The organism is Enterococcus sp. C74 (genome assembly GCF_040887125.1).
GTDB classification, from domain to species: Bacteria; Bacillota; Bacilli; order Lactobacillales; family Enterococcaceae; genus Enterococcus_B; species Enterococcus_B hirae.
Genome location: NZ_JBFOFA010000003.1, coordinates 113,996 through 126,255, shown reverse-complemented (window position 1 = coordinate 126,255; position 12,260 = coordinate 113,996). Strand labels below are relative to the sequence as shown.

Here is a 12,260-nt window from a genome sequence, read left to right as displayed (position 1 = left end):
CTCTCCATATCTTTTCTCAGTCTCTCACCATTATAGCATGGTAATGTTTCATCTTGCTTTCAAAATCTTACAATTTTATTTCAATTAAAGTCAACTATTTAGAGGTGCATTTTTAAATATCCGTCAATAAATAAGTCTAAATCGCCATCCATTACAGCTTGAACATTACCAGTTTCTACGTTTGTCCGGTGATCTTTTACCATTGAATATGGATGGAAGACATAGGAACGAATTTGTGAACCCCAACCAATTTCTTTTTGCTCCCCACGCAATGCTGCAGCTTCTTGTTCTTTCTTTTCAACCTCAAGTTGATACAATTTCGCTTTCAACATGCTCATTGCTTGTTCTCGGTTTTTTAATTGTGAACGCTGCGCTTGACTAGCTACGACCGTTCCTGTTGGAAGATGAGTGATCCGAACGGCAGACTCTGTTTTATTGATATGTTGTCCTCCGGCACCGCTTGCTCGGTACGTATCGATCTTCAAGTCATCTGGGTTGATGGCAACATCAATCGTTTCATCTAGTTCTGGCATCACATCGACCGAACAAAACGAAGTGTGGCGCCGTTTGGCTGAATCAAATGGGGAGATCCGAACAAGACGGTGGACACCTTTTTCCGATTTTAAATAGCCATATGCATTATGCCCTTTGATCAGTAAAGTCACACTTTTTATTCCTGCTTCATCCCCTGCTTGGTAATCCAATGTTTCCACTTGGTAGCCATGTTGTTCTGCCCAACGTGTATACATGCGTAACAACATACTTCCCCAGTCTTGGGATTCTGTACCCCCTGCTCCAGGATGAAGTTCGACGATTGCATGGTTGCGATCATATGGACCATCTAAAAGCATGGCTAATTCATACGTCTTCATTTTTTCGTCTAATAGTTGGATTCTATCTTCTGCTTCTTGTTGCATTTGTGCATCTGGTTCTTCTTGCAACATTTCTACCATTAGGGCTAACTCTTCTAATTCTTCAGCTAACGCATTGAATTGATCATACGTTTCTTTATTTGTGTTGTTTTCATTGATCACTTTTTGTGCTGCTTCGCTATCATCCCAAAAACCAGGCTCTGCCATTTTGGCTTCAGCTTCAGCGATGTCTTCTTCCAACCGATCTAAGTCAAAGAGACCTCCTGAAACTTGTGACCTTTTCTTCCATCTCAGCTAATAAGTTACGGATTTCTGAAATCTCCATAAACTTCCCTCTTTCTATCTACATTATTTTATGTTTTATTCAACCACTTTAGTTTAACAGAAACGCTTCATAACAGAAAGAAGGTGAGTCGATTCTTAATCAAAAAGAACCGATCTCACCAATCTTATCTGCTAGCTGTCAAAAATTAGTTCTCATCTTTTCCATGACAGTTTTTATATTTTTTCCCGCTACCACATGGACAAGGATCATTTCTGCCTACTTTGTTCACGTGAACCGGTTGTTTTTTGGCACTTGTGTTGCTATTTTCTTTTGCATCACCGGTAGTTGGTTGAACTGCTTCGCCGGTTGACACTTGCTCCCGTTGAACATTTTGACGAATCTCAGCTTTCATAAAGAGACGAGTCACTTCATATTCGATCGCTCCAACCATCTCTTCAAACATCTTGTATCCTTCTGTTTGATACTCAACCAATGGATTGTTTTGTCCATATGCTCTAAGACCGATTGATTGGCGTAATTGATCCATAGCATCGATATGATCGGTCCATTTCGAATCCACTACTCGTAGAATGACTACTTTTTCAAATTCTAGTAATTGTTCAGGTCCGTTGAGCTGGTTAGCTTTCGTATTAAATACTTCTTGTGCTAACTCATTTAAATATTCTTTGATCTGTTGCGGTTCTTTCCCTTTAAGATCATCGATTGAGATGCTATCTTCATGGACTAATGTACTACCTGCAAAATCAACGATTCCTTCAAGGTTCCAGTTGTCTTTTTCTAGTTGTGTGTGCGCATCTACTACCCGACTGATCGTACGTTTGATCATATTCATCATTGGTTTAGACAAACTTGTTTCTTCCATGATGACTTCTTGACGTTGTTTGTAGATAACTTCGCGTTGTTCTCGCATTACATCATCGTATTGTAAGACATTTTTACGAGTATCGTAGTTATTTCCTTCGACACGTTTTTGTGCTGATTCCACTTGTTTTGTCAGCATCTTACTTTGGATCACTGCATCCTCTTCACCGATTTTCATGCGATCTAAGAATGCTTTGATCCGTTCAGAACCAAATCGTTTCATCAGATCATCTTCCAATGAAAGATAGAATTGAGACATCCCTGGGTCTCCTTGACGTCCAGCCCTACCACGTAATTGGTTATCGATACGACGTGATTCATGACGTTCTGTCCCGATAACAGCTAGTCCGCCTAGTTCTCTGACACCAAGTCCCAACTTGATATCTGTACCACGTCCAGCCATATTCGTTGCAATCGTCACCGCACCTTTTTGACCAGCATTCATGATGATCTCCGCTTCTTTGAAGTGGTTTTTTGCATTCAATACTTCATGTGGGATACGTTCACGATTCAACATATCAGACAATAATTCTGAAGTTTCCACTGCTACCGTTCCGACAAGAACAGGTTGTCCTTTGCGGTAACGTTCTTTGATGTCTTGCACCACCGCTTGGAACTTGCTAGTCAATGTTGGATATAACAAATCAGGTCGGTCGTCACGAATGACTGGACGATTTGTTGGGATTTGACAAACTTGAATATTATAGATTTCCCGAAACTCTTCTTCTTCTGTTTTTGCTGTACCAGTCATACCTGACAGTTTCTTATACATTCGGAAATAGTTCTGGAACGTGATTGTCGCCATCGTCTTCGTTTCGTCTTCGATCTCTACGCCTTCTTTTGCTTCAATCGCCTGATGTAATCCATCAGAGTAGCGGCGTCCATCCATGATACGACCAGTAAATTGGTCAACGATCAAGACTTTTCCATCTTGGACCACATAATCAATATCCAAGATCATGATATAGTTGGCACGCAATGCTTGATCCAGATGGTGGGTTAAGGCAGTATTTTCGATATCATATAGATTTTCTAAGCCAAATGTTTCTTCGGCTTTCTCGATCCCTGCTTCAGTCAAGCTGATTGTTTTCGATTGCACATCGATTTTATAATCTTCTTCTTCTTTCAAACGTTTCACAAAATTATCTGTTCTTGTATATAAAGCTGTTGATTTTTCAGCTTGACCTGAAATAATCAACGGTGTTCTTGCTTCATCGATCAAGATCGAATCGACTTCATCGACAATCGCATAATTCAATGGTCTTTGAACCATTTGATGACGATAAACGACCATGTTGTCTCTTAGATAGTCGAAACCTAATTCATTATTGGTACTATAGGTAATATCACAATTGTAAGCATCTCGTTTTTCGTCCGCTGATTTTGAATTGATATTCAAGCCAACTGTTAAACCTAAAAAGTTGTATAATTCGCCCATTTCAGAGGAGTCACGAGTAGCCAGGTATTCATTGACAGTAACGACGTGAACACCTTCTCCCGTCAATGCATTCAAATAAACCGGCATTGTCGCTGTTAAAGTTTTCCCTTCACCAGTACGCATCTCTGGGATATTTCCATCGTGAAGAACGATCCCCCCCATCAATTGTACATGGTAAGGATAAAGTCCCAACACTCGTTTGGCAGCTTCACGAACTACCGCAAAGGCTTCCGGTAATAATTGATCTAAAGTTTCCCCTTTTTGATAGCGAGCTTTAAACTCAGCTGTTTTTGCTTGTAATTGTTCATCTGTTAATGCTGCCATTTCGTCAGCATGATCTTCTACTTTTTTAGCAATACGATCTAAACGTTTTAGTTCTTTTTTATCATTTTCGATAATCGAACGAATAAAATTGGCCATGCGTTGTATAATCTCCTTTTTACATATATTATCCAGATTATGTAGATTCTAGTTTCTATTTTATCATTAGTTCTAGATAATTGAAATATCTTAACACAATTAATGTAATATATTCACAATTAATTCACAATTTCTGACGTAGACAAAAAAGAAGCTGTGGCAAACCGTGAAGGGTTTGCCACAAGCTTTTTACTGCTTTTTCTAATTGTTATTTATCAGTCGGTTTCAATCAAACCGTATTTGCCATCTTTACGACGGTAAACGATACTTGTACCATTGGTTTCTGCATCTTCAAAAATAAAGAAATTATGACCAAGCATGTTCATTTGTAGAACAGCCTCTTCACTGTCCATTGGTTTCAGTGATAAACGTTTCGTGCGGACAATGTCTAATTCAGAATCATTTTCATGATCGGCATCGTCAGCTTCGTTATTGAATAATACCGCTGCATCGGCTGTGTTCATACCGGTTTCGCGAGATTTACGGTTAATTTTTGTTTTGAATTTGCGGATTTGTCGTTCCAATTTGTCAACTACCAAATCAATACTTGCATAAAGATCAGGTGATGTTTCTTCGGCACGCAATACAAGATAAGGTAATGGAATAGTTACTTCCACTTTCGCTGTTTTTTCAGTATAAACTTTTAAATTTACATGTGCTGTAGCATCGGGTGCATCACTGAAATAGCGTTCAAGTTTTCCTACTTTTTTCTCAACGTAGTCACGAATCGCTTCAGTTACTTCGATATTTTCACCGCGTACATTGTATCTAAACATAAAAATTACCCCTTTCGTCTACCACAATCAAGAAGGAGAAGGACCACTCTTTCCCTCTTCTTACTACCATTATATCGAACTCTAATCCATTTGCAAACTAAATCGCTATCAAGGACATTCGTTTTTCATTTATTTATCGAGCTAGCGAAAAGGTGCGGATTTTTTCAGGAGCATGTGGCAATAAACAAGAAGCAGCATGGAAAAGGGTTTGCCCCGTCGTATAGACATCGTCTACCAACAATACTTTTTTCCCTTTGATGATCGTTGGAACAACAGCTAATTTGAAAGGTTGGGTAGTTTTTAAACGTTCCTGACGTGTTTTTTGGGATTGTGAAAGTGAATGATCAGAGCGAGTCAGCAGTTGACGATAAGGTATTTTAGCTACTCTCAACATTTCAATGACCTGATTAAACCCACGTTCTTTTAAACGAGCAGTTGCTAGTGGGATTGGACAGATTTGATAATCGCTAAATTCTTGTTGGATTATTTGCAACTGTTTAGCAAATGTACCTGCCAGTCGGACATCTCCCATAAATTTATAGCGCTTTAACCATTCTTTGAAGGCTGAATCATAGTAAAAACAAGCATGATGACTGAAATCATAATTGGGATAGGCGTTTTTCCAGGCAATACAATCTTCACAATAAGTAACATCCGCATGCAGTTCTTTCTGGCAAGTTCGACAGCTTTGCTGTTTATTTATCGGACGAAACAAATTTGAACAGTCCTCACAAATCTGAGGAAGAATCTTTCCCAACCCAAGAATCTCGCTGATCTTCAAATTTCGGATGACTTGTTTTTGACAATAACTACAACGATTCATGTGTTTTTTCTCCTCTAGGCTCACTATTTTTCATAGCAAGCTGCTTTTTTCCCTGACGATTCATTTCTTTGATCTCACGACAGGCTAATTTGATAGCTTTTGTCAGTTCTTCATAGAAAAAATAGACTTGGCTATTGGTAAAATCTCCCTTTCGATCGGCTCGACCAGCGATTTGTACAAGGGAAGATTTAGTAAAAACACGGTGATCAGCGCCTAACACGATCACTGACACATTCGCAAATGTTACCCCACGTTCCAAAATCATTGTAGTAAGTAACACATCATATTGTTGCTTTCTCATTTGCTGAACTTTTTCTGAACGGTTTGGATCTTTTGCGGATACATCGGTAATACGGTACATGGGTAAACAACGCTTTAACAGTGAGGCTAATCGATTCATCAAGGCAATCGACGGACAAAATAATAAGACATGATTTTGTTGGAGCAGCATGTTTAGACACTTCAAAAGTGGTCGAAGTTTTTTTTCTTTCAAACATTTATTCGGCCAGTCATTCCAAAAAAACAAATGTGGTTCAGGCAATAACCGTTGATGGAAGCGAAGTGGCAATTGATGGATCAAAAAGGTTGAACGGATTTTTTTCAGTAGCTGCTCATTAGGTGTCGCACTTAAATAGATAAATGTTCCTTTTGGTTTAATTGCAGTTTCAACAGCATAAGCTAACCCAGGATCTCCTGCAAAAGGGAACGCATCCACCTCATCGACGACTAACAGATCAAACGCCTGATAAAAACGATACAGCTGATGCGTAGTCGCAATCACGAATGGACTAAAGCGATAGGCTTCTTTCTTTTTTCCATGAAGCAGGACAATGTCTTCTTCTGGAAAAACGCCACAAAAACGCAGGTAAAGTTCGTTACACACATCAACCCTAGGTGAAACTAATGCGACTCGTCCACCTTTTTCTAACGTTTTTATGACCTTTTCATAAAGCATCTCAGTCTTTCCCGCTCCTGTCACAGCCCAAATCATGTGCTGTTTTCCCGAGACATCAGTGACCAAGTTCGTAGAAATCGCTTGTTGAGTTGGCGTTAACTTTCCTGTCCAAGTAAAACAGACATTTCTTTTCGGCAACTCAGGTTGTTCAAATAAAAATAATTCTTGTGTGTTGTCACAACGACCTAAAAAAAGACAAACAGGACAAAAGAGGATTGGTTGCTTTTGCTCTGATTTACCTATTTTTGTTCGCATGCTGCATCGATTACATGTTAACCAATTTCCTTGTAGATGAATGGCAGCTAGTTTCTGATAGCGAATCTGTTCAAAACTCTCTGTCCATTCTCTCAAGTCTCTCGTAAGTAATCGTCTACCATATAAACTGCATAAACTACTTTTTTTCATCTAATCCCCTAAAAGAAGATACGCTACATCAGTCCATTCTTCAAAAAATTTGAGAATAAATGGTTATTTGAAACGGTTGGTATAAAAAATAAGCCAAAAAATCCTTGAATAGGCGCCCTATTCGCTGGATTTTTCGGCTTATTTTACGATTCGACCATCTTGGGATGCGTTTCGTGTGCTTTTACTTATTTTCAATTAAATGGATGGCTTGTTGTAATACTTTTTCGCCATTCATCAACCCATAATCTGCCATATTGATAATATCTAATGGGATTCCTTTTGGCTCTAGACGTTTTTCAAAATCAGCTTTCATGAAGCGGACTTGTGGTCCCAACAGCAAAACATCAACTTCTTTAGAAGCTAGCTGATTATCGGCATCAGAAGCTGATACGGCAAAAATATCCGTATCAATTCCTTGTTCTTCAGCAGCTTTTTGCATTTTTGTTACAAGTAAACTGGTACTCATCCCAGCAGAACATACGAGCATGATTGTTTTTTTAGTCATTTTACTCTCTCCATTCTTTTAACTTTTGCAAACGATTTCTTTTTTGCTTGTGTGATTATTATACAAAAAAGCAAGATAATGTCAACGTTTTCTTATCAGTCGAATAGCCAACTCGATTTAACTAATTGATTGAACACAACATATTCTTTTTTTAAATTGATCACCACAACCTCGTAGCCAACATTGATCCAGCCATATGCTCCTTTTTCTGGGTGCTTATAATCATTTGCCCACCAATCAGTGCTTTGTCTAGCTGATTTAGGGAGCCCATAACTTGGAAAAAGAAGTTCGTCGATCTGTGTAAATGTTAAAGTAACCTGTGATCCCCCGTTATTTTTTAAATATTGGGTGATGGCGTCATATTTTTTTATGCGTTCTTTCATCCCCATCTCACCTTTCTTTCTTCTATTATCCCATAGACTATCTTCATTACTCAAGTATTATAAGTGTTGAAACTAAAGGAATAATTCATTATACTTTGACTATTATCAACTACTTGTAAGGAGGAAGCATCACGCTGAATAGTTATAGAACCATCCAAGCAGACGGTCAAGCAGAAATCGAAGTCAAAAAATCTCGTTTTATTTGCTCTATGAAACGAATTGAAACGGAAGCAGAAGCTAAAGCGTTTATTCAGGCAATGAAAAAAGAGCATTGGAAAGCAAACCATAACTGTAGTGCTTTCGTTCTCGGTGAAAAAAATGAAATTCAACGCAGTAGTGATGACGGTGAGCCTAGTGGTACGGCAGGTGTCCCAATGCTGGAAGTACTAAAAAAAAATGAATTGATCAATGTGGTCGCTGTCGTCACACGCTATTTTGGTGGGACAAAATTGGGTACCGGTGGTTTGATTCGTGCCTATACACAGGCTGTTTCTCACGCACTAATTGAAATCGGGATCGTTGAAGGAACACAACAGCAAGAAATAGCTGTCCATATCACCTATCCGCAATTAGGTAAATTAGAAAATATGCTTGAGTTGAAACATATTCCTATAAAAGAAACGATCTACACAGACAAAGTCACGGTTCACTGTTTGATTGTAGAAACAGAAGTTACTGCATTTAAAACAGCAGTCGTTGAATTATTGAATGGACAGGTGGAATTTACAGATGGTCCAATTTCCTATCATGAACAACTGGTAGAAGCTGACCAGTAATCACTCTATCCGCTGATCTCGAAATCAAAAAAGAAGAGCCTAGGACAAAACTTGTCTCAGGCTCTTCTTTATTTGGACTGTTTCGTGTCCCTCTTTTATTTCTCTAAATAAAATTCAAAACGATTCCCTACATATTGCGTACGAACATATTCAAATGGGGTACCGTCATCAAAATAAGAAGTTTGGCGTAAACGTAACACAGCATCTCCTTTTTTTACTTCTAAATATTCTGCAATTTTTTCTGAAGCAAGAATGGCTGTGATTGTTTGATTAGCTGCCCCGATCTTATGCCCACTTTTCTCTTCGAGTACCCGATAAAGAGAATTGGTAATTTCAGATTTACTATAGTCTGCAATAATCTTTTGCGGGATACTGGCTACTTCAAAACAGATTGGTATATCATCAGCATAACGAATTCGTTCCATACGAAGAATCGTTTCGTCTTTTTCCAGTTGCAGCTTCTCCATTTCACTAGAACTTGGGGAAGTTAAAAAATAATAGATTGTCCGACTAGAGGGTACTCGATTCTGTGATTCCATAATTTCAGTAAAACTGGTCGCACCAGACATCTTTTCTTGGACTTTTTCTCTTGCTACATATGTACCTGAGCCAATTTTTCTTTCCAAAATCCCTTCATCAGCCAGGTTTTGAATGGCTTGACGTAAAGTCATTCGACTAACATTGAATTTCACTGCCAATTCTCTTTCAGAAGGAAGGCGATCACCGATTTTCCAAATACCTTGTTCGATTTCACTTTTGATCTGATCATGGATTTGTATATAGACTGGTAGTTGATTCGACATAACGTATATCCGCCCTTTCATTTCCTTTATTATAACTGGTATATACCTGGTTCACAACTGAAAAGGAAAAAGTTTCTTTTGCTCGACTAATTGTCGATCAATCATTTGCCAACCCGATTATTTTATCCAAAAGTTTATGTAAGTAAATGTGTGTCCTTCCTCTTTAATCCAAGTGGAAGGATTGAAAATCATTTTGTAAAATAACAAAATCTCCAAAAGACAGTAAAATCACTGTTTTTTAGAGATTGTGTTATTCTTAACGGTTTTTTGAAAGCCATTTTTTTGTGTGATTGGTTGGACGCTTTGATTTCACTTGTATCGCTTTTTCTGATTTTTTCGGTAACCGGACTTCTACCTGATACTTTTCCGACTTAATCAAATCATAGATTTTCTCTGCGGTCTCATCTACTTTTTCTTTCCACTTCATTTTACTGCCCCCTTTTTTTGATCTATCTACTATTCACTCTAGCCTATTTCTTGATAATCTTCAAGAAACAAGCTGTTTTCACAAAAAAAAGAGTGATCTTAATAGATCACTCCGTACTACTGGGGTAGCTGGATTCGAACCAACGCATGAGGGAGTCAAAGTCCCTTGCCTTACCGCTTGGCTATACCCCAATGAAATGGAGGAGAGTGGATTCGAACCACTGAACCCTAAGGAACGGATTTACAGTCCGTCGCGTTTAGCCACTTCGCTACTCCTCCGAAAGGTTTGTATCAACCTGACTTAGTTATAATACCTAATTTTCCAGATTTTTGCAACCCCTTATTGAAAATTTTTTTGATATTTTTTTATTCGTGTAGATTCCAGTGACGAATAACTGTTTCTATCGCGTTTTCAAGACTCTTTTCTTTCCCAAAATCTTCTTCACCAAAAAAAATTTCAAATTCTTTTGGTCCATAAGCCAAAATTTCCCCAATCATTTTTTTACCAATAAATAACTGAGTCACATCATAAGTTGTTCCTTTGATTTGTTTTTTGACTTCTTCGATACGTACTTCAATATCTTTATTTTTTTTTGACATCTTTTTCCACCTCCATGATAGTTTATCATATTCAATCATGGAATGCCTACCATATGTCTAAAAGTTTTGTTCAACGCTATGCATCATTGAACTAAACCTTCTCGTTGAGCGGTGAAATTGGCAGCTGCTCCAATCAAGTTTGCATCATTTCGATAATCACATAATAAAATTTTAGGATCAAAGTCATTTAGTTCTAAATCAGTAGTTAATTGTTTCATTCGTTGATTGATTTCTGTTAATAACCCTGCTTTTGCAGAGATCCCCCCACCAATCACGATGACTTCAGGATCAATCGAAAATTGGATACTAAACAAACCTTTTGTTAAATAATTATAAAAATTATCTACCTCTTCTTTTGCTAGTTCATCCCCTTGTTCTGCTCGTTCAAAGACTTCTTTTCCGCTATAAGTCGTACGTGAAACTCCCAAACGGTCACAGTAACGCCAAGCCATTTGAACTGCTGTACCAAGCTTACTAAATGTTTGATTGCCTTCTAAGAATATCAAGCCAAATTCTCCCCCGTACAAATGAGCGCCTTTATTTAGTTGTCCTTGGGTAAAGATTGCCCCACCTACTCCAGTCCCAAGTACAACAAATGCTACATGTTGATATTCTTTCGCTGCGCCTTCATAATACTCAGCCATTCCAGCACAATTAGCATCATTTTCGATCGTCACTGGTAAATGGAAGAGTTCCTCCAGTTCCTGAAAAATATTGAATCCGTGGATATAAGGAATGGCACTAATCCCTTCAATCAGCTGTTTCTCCTGATTCACTACTCCAGGTGCGCTGATTGCTACGCCTTCAATCGCCTTCTGTTTTACAAACGTTTGGAATACCCGTTTTAAATGCGCTTTCATTTCTTCCCATGTCTTAGGAGTCGAAAATTGGCTGGTGTCTTCAAGCGCTTGTCCATTCCAATAGCCATATTTTACTGCGGAACCACCAAAATCAAAAACTAAAATACCCATCATTTATTTGTCTCCTTTTCTCATACTGTTTTTATTTTAAGTCAAGCCACAGTATTTTGAAAGCCTTTTTATAGATGAGTTCAAATTTTCTTTGCTAAAGTCACTTGATCTCGTAAACGTTGGCCATTTTCATAGATTGGCTGTTTATAATTTTTGACAAAATAATCTTTTTCTCTAGAAAATTCCAGGAAGCCGATTTTTTTATACAGTTGTAAAGCTGCTGATGACGTACTCCCCGTCCGAATAATGACTTGTTGTTGAGTGGTTTTTAACTTTTTCATTTCTTTTAGTGTATGGGTAAGCAACGCGTAGCCGATTCCTTGACCTTGAACTTTTGGAGCTACAGCTAAATTCATTATTTCAAACACTAATTTATTTGTGAGAAAAACGATCACTCCCTGAATGTCATTTTCTGCTTTCCATATAAAACCAGCCCCTTGATCAATGTATCGTTGGACGTTTTCCTCTTCAGGATCTGCATCCAACAATAATGACCAAGGTAAAGTTGATTGCTCTAGTGTGACGATACTTTTTTCTTCAGAATGCTCGGTCTTACCTGACTGTTTATTTTTCATCATAATTAGGCATCTCTTTATCTTTCTTATTACGTGTCAATTGACAATTTAAAGGCACGTAATCGATTCCGCCCTTTACGAATGGATGGCAACGCAAAATGCGTGCTGTCCCCATTAGCGTTCCTTTAAATGCACCGTGTACTTGAATCGCACGTATCATATAGTTTGAACAAGTAGGATAGTACCGACAGCTAGGTGGGAAAGCAGGAGAAATAAACCGTTGATAAAAACGGACAATAGCCACTAAGATTTTTTTCATCTCATCACCTCATTATTAAAGCTTTGCTCCTCATTCTCCTATTCATGACAAACGACTGTTCAAAGGAGCAATAATCTGCCAAACAGTGGAATGACTCACAATAAAAAAGGACTTCTCAAAAGCGAA

14 protein-coding genes and 2 tRNA genes are annotated in these 12,260 nt (G+C 38.2%); 1 reads left to right on the top strand and 15 read right to left on the bottom strand.

The features are described from left to right. Window positions 1-98 precede the first annotated feature (98 nt). The 7 genes from prfB to AB3H93_RS05080 form a co-directional block, all read right to left on the bottom strand. Window positions 99-1,197, bottom strand: a protein-coding gene (prfB, locus tag AB3H93_RS05110; protein WP_178243920.1) for a peptide chain release factor 2 whose coding sequence is annotated in 2 segments (ribosomal slippage) — window positions 99-1,124 and window positions 1,126-1,197 — 1,098 coding nt in all. Because the reading frame shifts where the segments join, the coding sequence is not laid out codon by codon here. A gap of 145 nt (window positions 1,198-1,342) precedes the next feature. After that, window positions 1,343-3,877, bottom strand: a complete 2,535-nt coding sequence (gene secA, locus AB3H93_RS05105) for a preprotein translocase subunit SecA (protein ID WP_010718571.1) — start codon at window positions 3,875-3,877, stop codon at window positions 1,343-1,345. A 215-nt stretch (window positions 3,878-4,092) separates the two neighbouring features. Further along, window positions 4,093-4,653, bottom strand: a complete 561-nt coding sequence (raiA, locus tag AB3H93_RS05100; RefSeq protein WP_010718572.1) for a ribosome-associated translation inhibitor RaiA — start codon at window positions 4,651-4,653, stop codon at window positions 4,093-4,095. 133 nt (window positions 4,654-4,786) lie between these two features. Beyond that, on the bottom strand, window positions 4,787-5,476 hold the full coding sequence (locus AB3H93_RS05095; protein WP_368020240.1) for a ComF family protein: 690 nt from the start codon (window positions 5,474-5,476) through the stop codon (window positions 4,787-4,789). After that, complete coding sequence (locus AB3H93_RS05090; RefSeq protein WP_368020239.1) at window positions 5,463-6,836, bottom strand: DEAD/DEAH box helicase; 1,374 nt, start codon at window positions 6,834-6,836, stop codon at window positions 5,463-5,465. Before AB3H93_RS05090 ends, AB3H93_RS05095 begins: the two co-directional genes overlap by 14 nt. Before the next feature lie 181 nt (window positions 6,837-7,017). Further along, a complete protein-coding gene (locus AB3H93_RS05085; RefSeq protein ID WP_010718577.1) occupies window positions 7,018-7,341 on the bottom strand; it encodes a PTS sugar transporter subunit IIB in 324 nt (107 codons plus the stop codon). A 95-nt stretch (window positions 7,342-7,436) separates the two neighbouring features. Beyond that, the gene (locus AB3H93_RS05080; protein WP_368020238.1) at window positions 7,437-7,724 is read right to left on the bottom strand and encodes a hypothetical protein; all 288 of its coding nucleotides are present in this window, start codon (window positions 7,722-7,724) and stop codon (window positions 7,437-7,439) included. A gap of 134 nt (window positions 7,725-7,858) precedes the next feature. Between AB3H93_RS05080 and AB3H93_RS05075 the strand changes: the two genes are divergently transcribed. Beyond that, entirely contained in the window at window positions 7,859-8,500 is a 642-nt protein-coding gene (locus AB3H93_RS05075) for a YigZ family protein (RefSeq protein ID WP_025480523.1), read from the top strand. Window positions 8,501-8,595: 95 nt separating this feature from the next. On the opposite strand, the gene AB3H93_RS05070 is transcribed toward AB3H93_RS05075, so the two are convergent. The 8 genes from AB3H93_RS05070 to yidD all read right to left on the bottom strand — a co-directional run bounded on the left by AB3H93_RS05070 (window position 8,596) and on the right by yidD (window position 12,134). Then, window positions 8,596-9,303 carry a GntR family transcriptional regulator gene (locus AB3H93_RS05070; RefSeq protein WP_368020237.1) on the bottom strand — a complete coding sequence of 236 codons (708 nt, stop codon included), beginning with the start codon at window positions 9,301-9,303 and terminating at the stop codon, window positions 8,596-8,598. 256 nt (window positions 9,304-9,559) lie between these two features. Next, a complete protein-coding gene (locus AB3H93_RS05065) occupies window positions 9,560-9,730 on the bottom strand; it encodes a hypothetical protein (RefSeq protein WP_010718581.1) in 171 nt (56 codons plus the stop codon). A 119-nt stretch (window positions 9,731-9,849) separates the two neighbouring features. After that, a tRNA-Gln gene (locus tag AB3H93_RS05060) sits at window positions 9,850-9,921 on the bottom strand. A 6-nt stretch (window positions 9,922-9,927) separates the two neighbouring features. After that, window positions 9,928-10,008 (bottom strand) — tRNA-Tyr (locus AB3H93_RS05055). Between the two features lie 87 nt (window positions 10,009-10,095). Next, window positions 10,096-10,329 carry a DUF2969 domain-containing protein gene (locus tag AB3H93_RS05050; protein ID WP_010718582.1) on the bottom strand — a complete coding sequence of 78 codons (234 nt, stop codon included), beginning with the start codon at window positions 10,327-10,329 and terminating at the stop codon, window positions 10,096-10,098. 83 nt (window positions 10,330-10,412) lie between these two features. After that, window positions 10,413-11,300, bottom strand: coding sequence for an ROK family protein (locus AB3H93_RS05045; protein ID WP_368020320.1), 888 nt, complete (start codon window positions 11,298-11,300; stop codon window positions 10,413-10,415). A gap of 80 nt (window positions 11,301-11,380) precedes the next feature. Continuing rightward, window positions 11,381-11,878 carry a GNAT family N-acetyltransferase gene (locus AB3H93_RS05040; protein WP_368020236.1) on the bottom strand — a complete coding sequence of 166 codons (498 nt, stop codon included), beginning with the start codon at window positions 11,876-11,878 and terminating at the stop codon, window positions 11,381-11,383. Continuing rightward, entirely contained in the window at window positions 11,865-12,134 is a 270-nt protein-coding gene (yidD, locus tag AB3H93_RS05035) for a membrane protein insertion efficiency factor YidD (protein ID WP_010718585.1), read from the bottom strand. The genes AB3H93_RS05040 and yidD overlap by 14 nt, the downstream gene beginning before the upstream one ends. Between the last annotated feature and the right edge of the window lie 126 nt (window positions 12,135-12,260).

Bases quoted from the DNA above. Each gene is read 5' to 3' on its own strand.
- AB3H93_RS05085 (WP_010718577.1), bottom strand. From the start codon at position 7,341: ATGACTAAAAAAACAATCATGCTCGTATGTTCTGCTGGGATGAGTACC.
- yidD (WP_010718585.1), bottom strand. From the start codon at position 12,134: ATGAAAAAAATCTTAGTGGCTATTGTCCGTTTTTATCAACGGTTTATT.
- secA (WP_010718571.1), bottom strand. From the start codon at position 3,877: ATGGCCAATTTTATTCGTTCGATTATCGAAAATGATAAAAAAGAACTA.
- AB3H93_RS05080 (WP_368020238.1), bottom strand. From the start codon at position 7,724: ATGAAAGAACGCATAAAAAAATATGACGCCATCACCCAATATTTAAAA.
- raiA (WP_010718572.1), bottom strand. From the start codon at position 4,653: ATGTTTAGATACAATGTACGCGGTGAAAATATCGAAGTAACTGAAGCG.
- AB3H93_RS05065 (WP_010718581.1), bottom strand. From the start codon at position 9,730: ATGAAGTGGAAAGAAAAAGTAGATGAGACCGCAGAGAAAATCTATGAT.
- AB3H93_RS05045 (WP_368020320.1), bottom strand. From the start codon at position 11,300: ATGGGTATTTTAGTTTTTGATTTTGGTGGTTCCGCAGTAAAATATGGC.
- AB3H93_RS05070 (WP_368020237.1), bottom strand. From the start codon at position 9,303: ATGTCGAATCAACTACCAGTCTATATACAAATCCATGATCAGATCAAA.
- AB3H93_RS05095 (WP_368020240.1), bottom strand. From the start codon at position 5,476: ATGAATCGTTGTAGTTATTGTCAAAAACAAGTCATCCGAAATTTGAAG.
- AB3H93_RS05040 (WP_368020236.1), bottom strand. From the start codon at position 11,878: ATGATGAAAAATAAACAGTCAGGTAAGACCGAGCATTCTGAAGAAAAA.
- AB3H93_RS05090 (WP_368020239.1), bottom strand. From the start codon at position 6,836: ATGAAAAAAAGTAGTTTATGCAGTTTATATGGTAGACGATTACTTACG.
- AB3H93_RS05050 (WP_010718582.1), bottom strand. From the start codon at position 10,329: ATGTCAAAAAAAAATAAAGATATTGAAGTACGTATCGAAGAAGTCAAA.